This is a genomic window from Paenibacillus sp. J22R3 (genome assembly GCF_056269305.1).
Map to the genome: position 1 here is coordinate 418,990 of NZ_JBWDNS010000003.1, position 16,505 is coordinate 435,494.

13 protein-coding genes are annotated in these 16,505 nt (G+C 52.3%); 2 read left to right on the forward strand and 11 right to left on the reverse strand.

Annotated features, from left to right (window positions below):
* A complete protein-coding gene (locus AC0YN4_RS16725; protein ID WP_475836216.1) occupies positions 1–951 on the reverse strand; it encodes a zinc-dependent alcohol dehydrogenase in 951 nt (316 codons plus the stop codon).
* A 192-nt stretch (positions 952–1,143) separates the two neighbouring features.
* Between AC0YN4_RS16725 and AC0YN4_RS16730 the strand changes: the two genes are divergently transcribed.
* Entirely contained in the window at positions 1,144–1,956 is an 813-nt protein-coding gene (locus AC0YN4_RS16730; RefSeq protein WP_475836217.1) for a helix-turn-helix transcriptional regulator, read from the forward strand.
* Between the two features lie 854 nt (positions 1,957–2,810).
* Here the strand turns inward: AC0YN4_RS16730 and AC0YN4_RS16735 are convergent.
* From AC0YN4_RS16735 to AC0YN4_RS16760, 6 genes are read right to left on the reverse strand one after another with little or no spacing between them, the layout of a single operon-like run.
* Positions 2,811–4,418 carry a glycoside hydrolase family 140 protein gene (locus AC0YN4_RS16735; protein WP_475836218.1) on the reverse strand — a complete coding sequence of 536 codons (1,608 nt, stop codon included), beginning with the start codon at positions 4,416–4,418 and terminating at the stop codon, positions 2,811–2,813.
* A gap of 55 nt (positions 4,419–4,473) precedes the next feature.
* A complete protein-coding gene (locus AC0YN4_RS16740; protein WP_475836219.1) occupies positions 4,474–5,970 on the reverse strand; it encodes a cellulase family glycosylhydrolase in 1,497 nt (498 codons plus the stop codon).
* Positions 5,967–7,013 (reverse strand): NAD(P)-dependent oxidoreductase, encoded by a 1,047-nt coding sequence (locus AC0YN4_RS16745; RefSeq protein WP_475782224.1) that lies wholly within the window; start codon positions 7,011–7,013, stop codon positions 5,967–5,969. The genes AC0YN4_RS16740 and AC0YN4_RS16745 overlap by 4 nt, the downstream gene beginning before the upstream one ends.
* 17 nt (positions 7,014–7,030) lie before the next feature.
* Complete coding sequence (locus tag AC0YN4_RS16750) at positions 7,031–7,351, reverse strand: L-rhamnose mutarotase (protein WP_475782225.1); 321 nt, start codon at positions 7,349–7,351, stop codon at positions 7,031–7,033.
* Positions 7,344–8,381, reverse strand: a complete 1,038-nt coding sequence (locus tag AC0YN4_RS16755) for a Gfo/Idh/MocA family protein (protein ID WP_475782226.1) — start codon at positions 8,379–8,381, stop codon at positions 7,344–7,346. Before AC0YN4_RS16755 ends, AC0YN4_RS16750 begins: the two co-directional genes overlap by 8 nt.
* A 39-nt stretch (positions 8,382–8,420) precedes the next feature.
* Positions 8,421–9,218, reverse strand: coding sequence for an HpcH/HpaI aldolase family protein (locus AC0YN4_RS16760; protein WP_475782227.1), 798 nt, complete (start codon positions 9,216–9,218; stop codon positions 8,421–8,423).
* A 155-nt stretch (positions 9,219–9,373) separates the two neighbouring features.
* On the opposite strand from AC0YN4_RS16760, the gene AC0YN4_RS16765 reads away from it, so the two are divergent.
* Positions 9,374–10,246, forward strand: coding sequence for a helix-turn-helix domain-containing protein (locus AC0YN4_RS16765; RefSeq protein ID WP_475782228.1), 873 nt, complete (start codon positions 9,374–9,376; stop codon positions 10,244–10,246).
* Positions 10,247–10,720: 474 nt separating this feature from the next.
* Here AC0YN4_RS16765 and AC0YN4_RS16770 read toward each other — a convergent pair whose 3' ends face one another.
* The 4 genes from AC0YN4_RS16770 to AC0YN4_RS16785 all read right to left on the reverse strand — a co-directional run bounded on the left by AC0YN4_RS16770 (position 10,721) and on the right by AC0YN4_RS16785 (position 16,424).
* Entirely contained in the window at positions 10,721–11,551 is an 831-nt protein-coding gene (locus tag AC0YN4_RS16770) for a phytanoyl-CoA dioxygenase family protein (protein ID WP_475782229.1), read from the reverse strand.
* Between the two features lie 141 nt (positions 11,552–11,692).
* Positions 11,693–14,188, reverse strand: a complete 2,496-nt coding sequence (locus AC0YN4_RS16775; protein ID WP_475782230.1) for a GH116 family glycosyl hydrolase — start codon at positions 14,186–14,188, stop codon at positions 11,693–11,695.
* A 429-nt stretch (positions 14,189–14,617) separates the two neighbouring features.
* Entirely contained in the window at positions 14,618–15,670 is a 1,053-nt protein-coding gene (locus AC0YN4_RS16780; protein ID WP_475782231.1) for a Gfo/Idh/MocA family protein, read from the reverse strand.
* 25 nt (positions 15,671–15,695) lie between these two features.
* Positions 15,696–16,424, reverse strand: coding sequence for a ThuA domain-containing protein (locus tag AC0YN4_RS16785; protein WP_475782232.1), 729 nt, complete (start codon positions 16,422–16,424; stop codon positions 15,696–15,698).
* Between the last annotated feature and the right edge of the window lie 81 nt (positions 16,425–16,505).

A 16,505-nucleotide genomic window follows, 5' to 3' on the forward strand; every position in this document is an offset into this window, starting at 1 on the left:
TTAAAAACCCTCCTGCAGGTTGAAGCAAATCTTGATTGCTTGCTGCGTTTTAAGAAGCTCAACGCCGCGTTTGTACTCCCTGAAAGAGAGCTCCACAGTTTGCAGACATTCCGTGTTGAAGGCCGGATTACTAAGTGCATCCAGCAGCAAGTGTCGGTCCCGCTTCGTAACGGGGTGATAGCGGTAAGATTCCAGCTTTGTTCCTTTGAACCAATACGATTCTGGGTACGTAATATTGCCCTTCAGCACGCCGAAGATGATCACATGTTCGTCGGTACGATCAAGCACGTTTTGCACCGATGCTGCATAGCCTACGCAATCGTATCCAAGATCGAATCTACGATCTCCGAGATCATCCGCATGTACTGCTTCGCCGTTCAGGGACAGCCCATTTACGAAATCAACGCGCTCTCTATTCACATCGATCGCCGTCACCTTTGCTCCCCAATGTGAAGCGAGCTGCATCGCCAGAATACCTGCCGGACCAAGTCCTGCAACTAACATCGTCTTGCCTTGCATATCATCAAACTGATCTAATCCATACATGACGCATTTGAGCAGCTCCGACGAAACGGCGCGCTTATCCGAGATGTTGTCCGGAAGCTTCAACAGGTCGTTCTCCCGGTAAGCCATGTATTCTGCATACGCGCCAAAGCCAGGTGATACATGCTCCAGCGCCACTACGCGATCACCGGGAACGAAGCCCTGTACGCTCGCGCCGACTGCTTCCACCACACCTACCGCTTCATGGCCAGGGAAGCCCGGGGGCAAGGGATAATCCGGCTGGCGATTCTGAATGAACATATCCTTGCCGCCCATCATATGCAAATCCCAGCGAGGACAGGTTGCTACAAGATGGATGCGAACTAGCAGTTGATCATCCTTGATTTCGGGAACCGGCACTTCAATGGATTCATACTGGTCAACACCTGTAATCTGGATCGCTTTCATGTGCGTCATCTCCTTATGGACTAGCCCTATTTGGCTGGTCCTGCTACTTCTTAGGATAAGCGCTTACAAGCAGGATGTCTTTGCACTCTATAGTGATGGTGAGGGTAATGCGATGCAATTCAACCGTTTACGGGCATTGTGGTGCATGATATGATTTGCACATCATTGACATGTTGAGAGCGGGGGCATATGGTGAGGATTCGAAAACATGGCTTAGCTGAAGTTGAAGGCGGTGTAGGCAGCCGCGCAGGAGGCGTTCATCCGTATGGTGAGCTTCTCTGCATTACAGAGGGTGAGGCTGATTTGGAATGGTCGGGGATGACGTATCATGCTGACGGAACTGCCTTATTTGTTATTTTGCCGAATACGCCACATCAGCTGGTTCAGCGGTCGCATCGACTATGTTATTGGTTTGTTGAATTTCATGAAGAGGATGCCGCTGCGCTGCCAAGTGTTGATCTGATTTATCGCTGGAACAGCATGCAATCGGACATCAGTTGGAGCAGTGCGCCTTATCCGGCGCTGCGTGCTGCTTTTGAGGCAGTCCGGATGCTGATGATGGCGGAAACCTCGCTTGCCCCGGCTATTTTTCAAGAAGCGCTCTTATCCGATCTGCGCAAACTGCTTGTGTTCATCCCTAATATCACGGTATTGACGCCGCAGTCTTCCAGCTACTCCTCGGGTGAGGTGCTCGTCACAGAGGTGCTGCGTTTCTTGGAATCGGTATTCCCACAATCGATTTCGCTGCAGACAATCGCCGATTATACCCACTACAATCCCTCGTATCTCGTGCGCCTATTCCGGCAGCATACCGGAAAGACACCGTTCAGTTACTTAAACGAGCTCCGCCTTGCGGCCGCTTCCCAGTATCTGCTGCATTCGGATATGACCGTGCAGCATGTCTCACAGGCATGCGGTTTCCAGAGCATTCATTACTTCAGCCGGACCTTTAAGAAACAATTCGGCGTGTCTCCAAGCGAGTGGCGAAGGCCGGCGCGGACTTGACTGGGTAAGAACATTGTTGCTATGAGTCGGATTCCCGACTCCCAGCAGCCTCGCGCTGACTCATGAGCAGCATCAGTTGCCGCTATATCCGAGCTCCCGCCAATGTAGACCTCTAGATCAGCTACTTTCTCCCATTTACCCGTTTTCCCGCCTAAGTAGACCTCTAGGTCAGCTACTTTCTCTCATTTCCCCGTATTCCCGCCAATGTAGACCTCTAGATCAGCTACTTTCTCCCATTTCCCCGTATTCCTGCCAATGTAGAACTCTAGGTCAGCTACTTTCTCCCATTTCCGCGTATTCCCGCCAATATAGACCTCTAGGTCAGCTACTTTCTACCATTCCCCGTTATTCCCGCCAATGTAGAACTCTAGATCAGCTACTCCCATTTCCGCGTATTCCTGCCAATATAGACCTCTAGATCAGCTACTTTCTCCCATTTCCCCGTATTTCCGCCAATATAGACCTCTAGATCAGCTACTTTCTATTAAGCATCAGTGAGGGTTGTTTGCTATTCCGAATTTTGGTGCGATGTATCCCCACCAGTGAGTTACTTGTCTATCGACCATCTGCGGCGTTTATTTGCTCCTACGAGTTTCGCCCAATTAAAGCCTAGGTTAGCTACTGTTCCGTTCATGAGCGGTACCCAGCACACGCCAATGTGCGGTACGCAGCACCTCTCTTCAGCCCAAACCCACCATTCCACCTCAATGAACGGTACTCAGTATCTCTCTTTCCTCCAAACCTACCTTTCCACGCCAATGTGCGGCACCTCGTACCGCTCTTCGGCCGACAAACGAACAAAAGGCTGCCCCCCTTCATCGATCGAATCAGATAACAGGCGCAGCCTTCAACAGCTAGATTCGCTCCAAGACCAGCACCCAGTCTTGGAAGATTTTAAACGCGCCGGTGCTCCATTTGCCGTCCGCATCTGGGACAATCGTCGGCCCGAAATCATGTTCGTCGCCTGTGGCCGGATCGAACATGAACGCGCGATAAGTCACATCCTGCTCGATGCCGAGCACTTCAACACCGCTGAAAGCGAGCAGGAACGGTGCATAGATGACGCGAACCTGCCCAGGAATGCCCGCCGCATAAGGCCTCGCCGTCACAGGCACGTCCTCTGCCACCGCATTCAGCCACTGCGGCTGCGGCTCGAAGGACCACCACGCGTACCGCTCGAGCAGCTTCCTCCCCAGTCCGACTTGCCGTGAGCCCGGCAGCTGAGCCGCTTCTCGCCAGAACATATGCCCCCATGCCACCCCATGCGGGGACGCGCCGTAAGGTTTATCCTCCGCATTCACCTGCCATATTCCATTCGCGCCATAGGTATGACCGCATGCTCCGCCGAGCATGCACGTCCAGAACGTGAAACGCTGAATATCTTGATAGCTTGTTCCGCCGATGCCCTCGTAGCATACCTCGGAATTGATAACTGGCGTACGCGGCTCCCTGGCAACCGACTCCTGAATCATACGGACCGTCGGCTCAAGCGAGATATAGGCGCCATGCCCGGTTTGCAGCATATCCAAATCCAGAACAGCAGCATCCTCCACCATGTTGTGCCCGTATTGCGTAGGGTGGATTGTGAGCAATCTGCCAAAAGGATCGGTCTCTTTGACATAAGCCGCCATAGCAGTCCATTCCTTGCGCAGCCGCTCCACGTAGAGCTGTTTCTGATCCGGATTCTTGAACGCATCCCACTGATAATACGGCATATCGGCCTCACCGCAGAGGCACCAAGCAACCGGATAAGCACCATATCGGGCGATCAAATACTCCCACTGCTTCTTGATCACATCACGTCCGGCAAAATCAAAATAATACCCCCAGCATGCCACAATACACGGAAGCAGTCCGGATTCCACCATCCACTCAATCTTCGGATCGGCAGCGTCGAAGAACGCCGGATTGATGCGAGCAAAACCTTCCTCCCAAGCCTGCCCGCCTTCATTGCTGCCGCGTGGATCGAATGGTCCCATGTCCGGATAGAGTCCGGCAACGACTTGTATGACGGTGAAGCCTTTCTCTACACGATCCTGTGACAGCCATTTGACATCCTCCGGCCACTTCAGCCGATCCGTCAAGGACATCCACCACGTATCGCCGAGCCAGAAGAACGGCTTGCCATCGGCATGCGCCAGATAGCTGCGACTTGCAGCAGCCCGCGGACTGCCATGCAGATACAGCGGATTATCGCCCGTATAGGCCGTAACCTCAATTGTTCCCTCTTGCCCGTGCAGACTGACATTAGTACTGTCCGAGCAAATCGTACGATACCGATGCACACCGACTTGATCAGAGGAATAGCGAAACTTCCACGTCTGCCCTCCGCCCCAGAACCCCGGCACCGCACGTTCCCTGCCGTTCGGAGAGGTAATAACAACTTGCATGCCGATATCGTTAAAAGGATCCGGATATGCCGTACCAGAGCGATACTCCCATTCCGTCACTTGATTTTGCATGATGCTGCTCGCCATTACCTCGATCAATCCCTTCATCAATTGAATTACCGCTCGATCACTGCTGCCTGTTGATGCGAATCGTCAAATCATACTGGAAATCCGGCAGCCGAATAACGGTTCCTGCCCCGCCGCTTATGCGCACAGATGGAGAATACTGGCCTGTTGCCGGATCGAAGCAGCGAATACGATAACTGCCATCCGGTAAATCAACAATCAGCTCCTCCGATACAAGCGGTGAGCCTGCACCGTCATCTGTCAGCTCTCTCTCGTCTGCCACGTAGATGTTGTACTCTTCGCCCGGAATCCCGAGCGTACATGTAACCGAATGTTTCGGCTCCCCAAGAACAAAGTCCGGCAACGGTCGCGCGTCTGCAAGATCGATAGAATGTACATATGCAGACAAATGCTTCATCCAAATCCGAATATGCCGCTGAGAAGAAGGCGTTCCGGCTTCAACGTAATTGATAATGGAAAAATCGATATAGTCATAATGGCAGCCGCTCATGAGTGTCGCCCACGCGCGCTTGCGATGAATCGTCCAACCGTCCGGATCCTTATACTGGCTGGCAACGTTATCTTCATCGAGATTAAGCGGCTTGCTCTCGTTCCGCGTAGCCAAACAAAAGTCCCGTACCTCGCGCAGCCGAAGCTGCTTCGACATGAACTCACCCATATGGTAGCCGCGTCCCCCGTAGGTCGTGTTCGGCAGCGGATGCATATTGACGATATCGATGCCGAAATCACCAAACGACAAGTCCGACGATTGCTCCCAAGGCTCATAGATGAACGCTTCTTGCCCTGCGATCATATGTTTGTTCGGCAAAAGAGCTTCCGTCTCGCGGATCACCTCGGCAATCGCCAACTGCCACGCATTGACCTCTTGCGACGTTGGCGGCGGATGCTCGCTGCTTCCCGAGAAACTTCCGCCTGGCTCATTGCAGATTTCGTAGAAAATATTATCGTAGCGGTTCGTTTCCTCTACGATCTTCCGAACATGTGCGAGCTGGCGCTGAAACAGCTTCGGTGCGCGCATCGTATTGTAATCGGTCCACGGAATGGACTCCACGTCGCTGATATTGTTCGCGGCGTTAAGCGGATTGAGATTCCAGACGCTGTCCCCATAAGTATTGCTCAGCAGCACAACCTCTACGATAATGCCATAATCGGATGCGAGTGATAGAAAACGGTGAAGGCGATCAAAGAACTCCGGATTCCAGGCATCCAAATCATACTTTGGCTGCCAATCTAACGCTTTCTCCGGCCCCACTCGAGGATAAGGGGCGATATAATCCGGCGATTCCGGCTTGCAGGTGGAATAGGGATTGCAGTGACTTTGCTGCTCACGAAACAGCATGAATAACCTCGTGAGTGTCTGCTGCTTCTCATGAGCATCTGCCAGATATTTGGCGAAGTCGAACGGGCGGTTGATGACCGCGCCGTAATGCTCTGTTGCGCATACGAGAACCAGCGGTTTGCCGCGAAACTCGAACACGCGGCTGTTCCTCGGATGTTGGCGAATCGGAATAGCCACTGCACACACAGCTCCTTTCATCCTCGCTCAAATGTGGAGAATCGTTCCAGCTTCCTTATGAAACCAGGGCGCGCAAGCACTTCTCTGTTCACAACATTGACAGGCGCTGTGCCGCTTGCAGCATCCATAATGGCATTTGTGGTATCCGCCCATAATCCTTCAACCATCTCCTCCGTCCAACACAGACTGTGCGGCGTAACAATCACATTGTCCATATGAAGGAGCGGCGAGTCGCTGATAAACGGTTCTTCCTCGAATACATCCAGCCCGGCGCCGCCAATCCAGCCTTCTTGCAACGCTCTCACCATTGCTTGCTCATCCACGATACCGCCACGCGCCGTATTGATCAGGAAAGCAGATCGTTTCATAGCCCGCAGCTGATCGTATGAAATGAGGCGGAACGTCTCCTTAGATAAGAAACAGTTGATCGTCAGATAATCCGAACGTTCGCATAAGGTCTGCAGGTCAACAAGCTCCACGCCATACGAGGCAGCCACTGCCGGATCAGCATAGGGGTCGTAAGCGATCATCTTCATCTCGAACCCTCGCGTCATACGGAACAATTCCTTCGCTATGTTGCCGAGTCCGACGGAGCCAAGGGTCTGGCCGGTAATGCGGTAGCCCGGATAATCAATTCGATCCTGCCATCGTTTCTCCGCGATCAGCCTGCTCTTCACGGGGAGTCGATGAGCAAGCGCCAGCATATGCGTCATGATGGCATACGCCACCGGCTTGCGAATGCCTTGAGGTGTAATCGTGACTGCGATGTCAGCCTCCGTGCAAGCTTGCACATCCACCATGTCATAGCCGACGCCATAACGCGCAATGACGATCAAGCGATCTGCGGCGGCAGTCAGTGCATCCGCCGTGTAACGAGGCGTCAAGCTGATTACACCATCGTAGTGCTGCAATTGCTCGACAGTCACCGAGTTCAGGTGCTCGTCGAAGTAAGACTGCTCAATATGCTTGATCCGAGAAATTCGCTGTGTACCTTCAAGTCCGAAGGCCGGCTCTCCTCGGCTGTTCAAGAAATCACGCGTGAGTCCGAGCTGAAAGGTCGCCACCTCGCGTCGCCTCCTTCCTACTCCATTTGGAATACGATGCGATCCAGCACTTCCATGCCGCCTGTCGTCACATCTGTCACCAGCACATCCGACATGTACGCTTCCCATCTCGCGGTGTCCGGATTAGCTTGAAACCGCGCCCATGCCGGAGCAAAAGCATCTTCGGATTCGATCGTCGCATACAGCCTGTTTTCCTTCATAAAGGTAATGAAATTGCTGAAGCCTGCCTCTCGCAGGGCGGCGATAACCTCGGGCCAGACAGCTTCATGACGCCGGATGTACTCCTCTTCCATCCCGCGCTTGCACTCGTAGAAGAACATATACTTCGTTTTAGCCAATGCGCTCGACCTTCTTTCCGATTTGGTAAGCAGCCTCGATAATCTCCATCGTCTTCAAATATTCCTCACCCGAGGTAACAAACGGCAATCCGCTCTCAATGCCTTCGATAAAATGCTGATGCAGCCGATTATGCGACTCTTGAAAAGCTTCCTGCGGACGCGGGATCTGTTCCACAGTGCCATCCGTTCGAAGCAAGAGCATTTCGCCGTCTGCGTTCAAGCGAAGCGTTGCCTCGCTCCCCTCGATCACCACGTACTCCATCAAATTCTCGCCGCCCGGCAGCGTATAGCTCCCGTCCCGAAATTCCCGCGAAGCCCATGAAGCTTCCAGCATGCCGGTCATTGCCGCATGATGGAAGATGACAATCGCCAGATCATCGCCTTTAATATGGGGGCTGACCCTCTTCGTGACGGCGGTAATACCATCAGGCTCTCCGAACAACGACCTGTAGCTGTCGATGTAATGCGGCCCCATCTCATATAGCAGCAGACGCTCCATATCGCGGAAGTAGGGCTGCGTCATCTGAGCGGGATCGTCGAAGCGCGGAGTGAAGAACCATTTTGCGCTGATTTTGGCATACGACACCTCACCAAGAACGCCGCTCTCCAGCACGCGCTTCATCGCAAGATAATGGCCCTGCCAGCGCCAGCCTTCGGCTACCATGAGCCGAACTCCGTTCTCTCGGCAGATGGCAACCATCCTGCGGCATTCCTCGAGCGTAGGGGCAAAAGGCTTCTGGCATAACACATGCTTGCCGGCGCGAGCCGCTATCTCCACCATCTCCAGATGCGTGTTGGGGCGTGTGATAACGTCGACAATATCGATACCCGGATGCCGGACGGCTTCGTGCAAGGACGCGTAGAGCTGATCTTGAGATAATCGGTACATCAGAGCTTTCCTCGCCAGCTTCGGCGGATTGCGATCTGCGATTGCCGCAATGCGAACATTGCTTAATGAGCCCCATGCTTGAAAATGAACATCGGACCAGTAGCCCATGCCCACCATACAAACGTTCCATTTTCGCTCCATTTCAACCTTGGCTCCTTCTCCATTCGTTTCGATTTCGCATTAGAACCACAGATGGGGCTTCGGGTCTCGCCCGACTGCGCGCATCGCGCTTTCCATGGATCGGATCATGAGGCCGATGTCGGAGCCAAGCCCCACCATGTTGAAGCCTTGCTCCTGCCTGAGCTTCGCATCCTCCGCGTTCATGCTCATGATGCCTGAAGCGATGCCCAGCTTGGCTGCAGCGGTTCGCACATTCAGAATGACCTCAGCTATGCCGGGTCCTTCCCAATCCCCTAAGTATCCGTAGGATGCCGACAAATCCGCAGGTCCGAAGAAGATGGCTTCAAGCCCCGGAACCTGCAAAATCTGCTCGATGTCGTCCACTGCATCCTTCGTTTCGATCAGCGGGATGATGAGCGTTTCCTCGTTCGCATCCTTCAAGTAATCCTGCATCCCCATTCCCCATTTGACGGACCGTTCGCCTCCGATGCCTCGCACTCCCTCTGTTGGATAACGGCCGTAGCTCATGCCTTCCTCCATATCCTCTCGACTTCGAACAAGCGGAAGCAGCACGCCATGTGCGCCAAGATCGAGTACCCTCTTCACGATACCCTGCTCGATACTCGGTACCCGAACAAGCACTGCTGTGTCCGAACCTCGGACCGTTCTCACATGCTCCATGACTTCCTTCAAGTCCAAATGTCCATGCTCCATGTCCACGCATATCCAGTCCGTGCCCATCATGATTGCCGCCTCGGTGATGGACGGACTTTCAAGCGTTATCCATACACCTGTTGTTGGCTGGTTTGCTTGCAGTTTACGACGTAACGGGTTCCGCGCCGTTCTATTGACCGCCAAACGTACTCCTCCTTACCTTTACAGCAATTCCTCGATTGCTGCGCGGCTTTCTGTGTGTATAATCTAATTGTAGCGCTTTCAACACCGCTGTCAGTGACGATTCTTTACCTGTTATCTACGCTATTTGACTTTAGAGAAGGACGGGGAGCTGCGGTATGCGAACGTCGTATTATTTTGACAATATCGAGGAGCCTGTTATCCTTCCCTTCACACCGCTCGCTGTCTCGCGCAAGCTGCCGTATCAGCTGTGTACGGTGGGGCATGTTCATTTCGCCGAGAAGTTCTACACCGAACGGGAGAAACAGAAAAACTACCAAATCATCTTCACCGATGAAGGCAGCGGCATCCTAACCTATGAAGGCAAAAAGGTTGTGCTGGACCGTGGCAAAGTCGCCTTAATCAACTGTTTCGGCCATCATCATTATCAAACCGGCGATTCCGGCGTATGGAAATATCGGTTTTTACATATCAAGGGCAGCGGCGTGCCTGCCTTCTACGATACGATCAACCCGAGCGGCTTGACCCCGATCACGCTGCAGCATTCTTCGGAGTTTAATAGCTGTTTTGACAAAATCATGCGGTACGTCGAGGCCGGCGATCATCAGAGCGATCTTGCGATTCCGGTGCTTATTATGAGAATCCTGACGGAGCTGTCCTTGAATCGCAATCGCGGCGAAGGCGCCCGGAAGACGGAATATCACCAGCAGGTGATTGAGTCTGCGATCCGTTTCATGGAGGAGCAGCTGAGCCGAGGCGATTTCAGCGTAGCCGAGGTCGCGAGACATGCGGGCTTCAACGAGAGCTACTTCTCCCGCCTCTTCAAACGAATGACCGGCACCTCGACACAGGAGTACCTGATGCGGCTGCGTATAGACCGGTCGAAGCATCTGCTGAAGAAGTCGATGTCCTCCGTCTCCGAAGTCGCTTATGAGGTCGGCTTCGAGAACGTGAACGTGTACATCCGAGATTTCAAGAAATTGACCGGTGTAACACCGCTCAAATATCGATTGTTCGCGGATGGCGTGTAGGACAGGCTGGGTCGCTCACGCTAGTATCCGCCTCCTCCACACCTTTCTCCTTGTCCGATTGTAGGAGCTATCTAGGCCTGTCCTCTCTTCCGGTCTGACAGAGAGCTACCTGCTCCTCCCCTTTTCCAGTCCGACAGAGAGCTACCTGCTCCTCCCCTTTTCCTGCCTTTAAGTAGAATGTTGCATATTGTGCAACATTCTACTTACATTCGTACCAGCTTGAAGGCAAATGTTGCATTTTATGCAACATCATCCCCGTAATTGGCCCATTTTCTGCTCCTATACTGTAAAATTTTGCATTCTATGCAACAATCTGCGATATCAACCTACTTTCACCGTGAAATGTTGCATTCTATGCAACATTCGGAAACTGCTCAACACGTTCATCAAGCAATCCTGACGAACAGCACGCAAAAAAAGCACCCGACCACATGGTCAGGTGCTTCTAGATACTGTCTCGGCTTGAAGCTGCTATTAGTACGGGTTGATGACTTCAGAACCGATTTTCTGCTTGCGAACGAGCTGCTTCGCGCGATCCGAGAACTGATCGTACGTCTCTTGCGGGATTTGAAGACCGCCTTGGTAAGGAGCAGTTGCAGTAGACGAGTAGATCAAAGCAATGTTTGGTCTTGGCTTGTCCGAACGGTTCGGCGTACCGCGGTGCCACATGCGGTCGTCACGAATCATGATGGAGCCGGCAGGCATGTGAGCCTTGAAGGAAAGCATATGCGGAGCAAGCTCAGGTTTGTTCAACACTTTCGAGCTGTACCAGTTATCCGGATGCAGATGCGTACCGCCGGGCCATACTTCCATCGGGCCGTTCTCATCATTGACGTCTACGAGCGGGTAATTCACGACAAGATTGGTAATGGGTACGTTCACGCCAAAGCGGCTGCCGAATCTAGCGCCCATGTCAGCATGAACGTCTTGGGACTTCGTGCCTTTAGGCATCGACGTGTTCGAAGCAAAATAAGTAAGCTCGCAATCGGAGCCTAGAATTTGATCCACAATATCCGTTACAAAAGGGTGCGCAATAAGCGACTCATCGCAGAATGGCTGCTCAAACGGCAAATACATGCCGATATGGTTCGTCCCATCATGGAAGCCTTCTTCGAGGCTGAATCCGTTCTTCTCCATGAACCCTTCGAGGTAGTCACCGATTCTGTTGTTCAATTGATCTATCTGTGTCCGTGGCAGCACTTCTTCAATCAAGACGTAACCATTTACTTGAATCAACTGTACAGCCAGCTCGATTGTCGAGGGCAACAATTTACCGGATGCTAATTCTTCTGCACTAACTTTCACTTTATCCCATCCAATCTGTTTAGCTTTGGTAAGAATGCGCTTGCTAAGCTATAAAATAACAAATTCATTCCCACTTGGAAAGCTTTAATTGGTGAAACGGCGTTCACCAACCTACAGATGAGACATCGAATTGAACTCCTATTACGTTAAAGCCAAGCGAATCTCATCTACTTCTATCGTGCCATCCTTTACTTCAACAAATACTTCACCGCCCCGAATTCCGGCAATTCCGTATCCGGAGGCTGTGCACAAGAAACTGCTATAGTCTCCCGAAACCTTCGGTGAAACGTAGAGTACGCGCTCCACCGCATCGTACCGAATACCGCTCCAGCCTTGGAGGATGCCATAAGAGGCCATTGCTCTAGCATACCAATGCCCGCACTCGTACTCATCGAAAGGATTTCTTACGCTTCCGTCGTAACGGTCGCGGCAAACACGTACAATATCCATCCCTTCCTCCACACAGCCAACCGACATTAAATGCGAGGCGACTTGATATTCGATACCGGTCCAGACTTCGTTGCTATATACGAACGGGAGCGACAGCTGCCCCCCCTTCGGCCACGTGCAAAGCAGCAGTCCGCCATCTCTGCCGAGCGCAAATCCGGATCGCTGCGGATTGGCATGCTCGGACAAGTCGCGCTTAAGATTGTACGTATAGATACTTAGCAAGTGAGACTTGATCATATCGCGATCCAAGATATCCCCAAGCCCGCACATTTCCGCGATCCACGCTCCGATGACCCCATCGGACAAGCAGCCTTTTCCATATTGATATTTCGGCCCTTCCTGCTGCAGCAGCTCTTGTGCCTCCCTGGAGTAGTTGACATTCCAAGCTTCAGGCCCTTCCAATGTCTCGGCCGCCTTAAAGTTATCATTCCCTTGAGGAACCAATCGGGCAGGATTCGGTGCACGAAGCCCTTGCCAAATAATCTTTTGCTCGAAGTATTCGCCGTTGAACAGCTCTTGCTCCATATACGTCCTGCCCTTGCGATATAGCTCTTCGTATTCGTTCGAAGTGTCTCCCAACGCTTCGCCCATGAGCGAAGCTGCTTTAAGCGCGCCAATATAGATGGAAGAGCACATGCCGTCCGGTCCCCAGAATTCGATGTCGTACGTATTGTGATGCGGCTCGATTAGAACGCCAATGCCATCGGGGTCCCAAAGCTCCTTGCAATACGTCAAGCTTTGCTTGATTTGCGGCCAATACTTCCGGAGCCACTCGGTATCCCCGCTGATTCTCCATTCACGATATGCCTTCATGATGCCGCCTAACTGGCCATCCGAAGCCGCGTGATACTTGTGGCTTGCCGGCTGAATGGGCAATGGTACCCGGAAATTCTGATGCCCGCGTTCATCCTGTCCATCCGTAAATTCCGTAACCCGTAAGCTGCGCTCCAAATCCGGAAACAGATGCGGCACCGCTTGCGCGTAGTTCCAGACATGCGTACATGAACCGCTGCAGCTGCCTTCATGGAGCTGCTGCCCTTCCCAGCCCCACATCCGGCCATCCGTCTGGCGCAAGACGGTAGGCGACTTCAGAATCGTCAAATTCGCGGTTATGGCATCCTTGGCTTCCGCAGGAAGCGAGGTTCCATAGAACGTATCGCTAAATTTCAAGCTTCTTTCACGAAGCGAATCATAATGGCTGAACCAGTACTCGGAAACTTCCGAAATGGCAGCGAATTTACCGGCGTACCAGGGCTTATGATATTCTCCGGTCCAATCCGCATGTTTAGCTCCTTCTACACCTTCAATTAGGTTTGTCTCCGGCACATACCACGATAGCATGATTCGAACGACCTGCCGGTCATGAGGCGCTAGCGTTAGTGGAACGTACAGACTCCCACCCGGACTTGGCTTCCCTTCCGTTACCTCAGGATTTTCCACACTTTGGCCTTCTTTAATCGCGTTCCAAACCATCGTTAACGAATCAAACCACCCACCTCGGAACCAAGCGCAGTCGGCTGTGGCGTTCGGATGATCCGTGAAGGCACTGAATGATCCTTCTTCCCATGGCTTTCCTTCTGCCGCCGATTGCTCAAGTACAAAACCTTTGCCTGACTTCGAGCTGTATACCCGTTGTTTCGTCGATTTATTAAATGCCATAAAGTTGGATGCATGAAGGGAATACACGAGCTCGACAGGATGATCCGTCCTGTTGGTCAGCGTAACTTCGAGCGCCGCTGCGGGCAAGCTCGAGTCATCTGCATGTAAGGGAATAAACGGACTCCAACCTGTAATCGACGCCTCGACAGGCAGCCGATCATCATGCAGCTGAGCAGTGCCAAAAGGAAACCTTGCATGAAACGTGCTGTAGTCAAAGCGCGGCAAGCCGAAATGTTTAGCGAACAACCCGCTGCCGGGATTCATCGACTCCGCTTTATTGCCGTAGATCTTCCAAGAAGGAACCAGGCCTTCCATGACTCTCGCAATATTGCCCTGCTCCCCTTTGACACATACGGCGGAAAAGATGATAGGCTCGTGCGTGATATCTGGTGCATGACGTAAAGAGAAATGGGACATTGCCCCCGTTCCCTCCAGACAGAACATCCCCGCTCCGATTCCGCCAAGCGGAAAAGCGATATGAGAATTATGACTCCCCGAATACGATTGACTATACGATTGCTGGCTCATACTGATTCCCCCTTAATGAGTCTCCATCCATCATAAGCGCTCTCCTATCCTATGAATACGAGTTTCATGGAACCGATTACAAATCTCACCCTAATTGAATAAAACTTTCTCCTGGAGAGGTCTCTAGACATTTCCCTCGCTATTCTAACGAACCGTAGAGGCCTTATTTGAGAGAAAAGGGCGCCTCAATTATTCTAACGAACCACAGAGACCTTATTTAGTCGAAATAGCTGATATGCACGAGATTTTGTCAAAATAGCGCCTGTACGGTTCGTTAGAATTTCAAACCGCTACTTTATGATCAAATAAGGCCCGTACGGTTCGTTAGAATTAAAAAAGGCCAACCTGTAAATTAAGGTTGACCTAATAATACGAAGAGCGACAACTTTACGGCTCTTTGAGCGTTTCTATTTGCTCATGAGTTGAGTTTTATAAGCGTACTACCGTCTTCGTCTCACTCGCACGGATGATTGCATCCAGCACCTCTTGATTGCGGTAACCGTCCATAAAGCCCGGCAGACCGTTTGGCTCCTTGCCTTCCAGCATCGCTAGGAAATCTGAATATTGGGAGACTTTGCACGAGCTCGGCACATCAAGCGTCGATCTGGACAGCTGACCCGGCTCCTCCTCGCGGATCCAGATCAGTTTATCCGGATTTTCCGTGGAGGCGTGGATGGTGCCGAAGTCGCCATAGATGGATACTTCGTGCTGGTTGCCCGAGCCGATCGCGTTACGCGATGTTTGGAAAACACCCATCACGTCACCTGTCATCCGCGCTTGGAAGCTGGCAAAGTCATCGACTTCGATGGGAACCATCTGTCCTGTCGCCGCATCGGGACGTTCCGTAATAATCGTCTTCAGCTGTGCAGACAGCTCCTCGAACTCGCCGAACAGAAAACGCGCCAAGTCGATCATATGCGAACCGAGGTCGCCAAGCGTACCTGTCCCGGTAATGTTCTTATCGAATCGCCAAACATAAGGAACCTTATACTGCGCCGCTCCCCAGCCCTGCAAATATTGCACAGAGAAGCTGCGAATCGTTCCGAGCTTGCCCTGCAGCACGAGTTCACGGGCGTATCGGAAAGCAGGCGTGTAACGGTACGTAAAGCCAATCATTGCCGCTACCGGCTGCTGCTTATACAGCTCAAGCAGCGGTCCCGCTTCCTCAAACACGCGTGTAAACGGCTTCTCCGCCATGAACGGTTTGCCCGCCTTCAAACAAGCATGAATGATAGCCGCATGAACATGGTTCGGCGTTGCCGATACGATGGCATCTACTTCCGGGTCCTCAACCAGCTTGTTGAAGTCGGCATATCGTTTGCCTTCATCAAGGCCGAGTTGACTGCCGACTCGCGTCAACGCCTCCGAACTTACATCGCTCACAGCCACGACTTCGAACCGCTCGCCTTCATCAGCCAACCAGCGGATATGAGCGTTTGCCATGCCGCCAAGACCTATCAAACCAATGCGAAACTTGCTCATCGCTGCTCCCCCTTTCCCGTAACCACTATGCCTTCACCGAAATCGGCTCCAGCGGTGCCGAATGACCGTATACCGGAGCAGCCGTCGCGCTTGGAGCCGCCCAATGCACGCCATTCTTGATAACACGAAGAATTTCTTCGTTGTAGTAGGTCGGATACGTTTCGTGACCCGGACGGAAGTAGAAGATTTTGCCCTGACCGCGATTGTACGTAACGCCGCTTCGGAACACTTCTCCGCCCTCGAACCACGAAACGAATACGAGCTGATCCGGAGCCGGGATATGGAAATGCTCACCGTACATTTCTTCTTTCTCCAGCTCAATGTACTCCCCGATTCCCGCTGCGATCGGATGCGCAGGATCGATGACCCAGATGCGCTCTTTGTCATCGGCTTCACGCCACTTCAATTGCCCTGTCGGGGTTCCAAGCAGCTTTGCGAAAATCTTGGAAGCGTGGCCGGAATGCAGAACAATAAGTCCCATGCCTTTCAAAACCCGTTCGTATACCCGCTCCACAATCGCATCGTCCACTTGATCATGCGCCAGATGTCCCCACCAAATAAGCACATCGGTATTCGCCAACGTTTCCTCGGACAAGCCGTGCTCCGGCTCCGCAAGTGTCGCTGTCCGAACGCTTATTTGCTCACTGGACAAGCCTTCCGCCAGTGCGCCGTGAATGCCTTTCGGATAAATAGCCGCTACATTGGGATTATTGATTTCATGCAAATATTCATTCCAAACGGTTACTTTAATCATCTATGAACACCATCCTGTTAGTTATACCGGTGAAAGGATTGTATATGACCGGTTTGAAAAGTGAGGGGGTATAATCACTTG

Bases quoted from the DNA above. Each gene is read 5' to 3' on its own strand.
- AC0YN4_RS16725 (WP_475836216.1), bottom strand. From the start codon at position 951: ATGAAAGCGATCCAGATTACAGGTGTTGACCAGTATGAATCCATTGAA.
- AC0YN4_RS16735 (WP_475836218.1), bottom strand. From the start codon at position 4,418: ATGCAAAATCAAGTGACGGAATGGGAGTATCGCTCTGGTACGGCATAT.
- AC0YN4_RS16740 (WP_475836219.1), bottom strand. From the start codon at position 5,970: ATGAAAGGAGCTGTGTGTGCAGTGGCTATTCCGATTCGCCAACATCCG.
- AC0YN4_RS16755 (WP_475782226.1), bottom strand. From the start codon at position 8,381: ATGGAGCGAAAATGGAACGTTTGTATGGTGGGCATGGGCTACTGGTCC.
- AC0YN4_RS16765 (WP_475782228.1), top strand. From the start codon at position 9,374: ATGCGAACGTCGTATTATTTTGACAATATCGAGGAGCCTGTTATCCTT.
- AC0YN4_RS16775 (WP_475782230.1), bottom strand. From the start codon at position 14,188: ATGAGCCAGCAATCGTATAGTCAATCGTATTCGGGGAGTCATAATTCT.
- AC0YN4_RS16780 (WP_475782231.1), bottom strand. From the start codon at position 15,670: ATGAGCAAGTTTCGCATTGGTTTGATAGGTCTTGGCGGCATGGCAAAC.
- AC0YN4_RS16785 (WP_475782232.1), bottom strand. From the start codon at position 16,424: ATGATTAAAGTAACCGTTTGGAATGAATATTTGCATGAAATCAATAAT.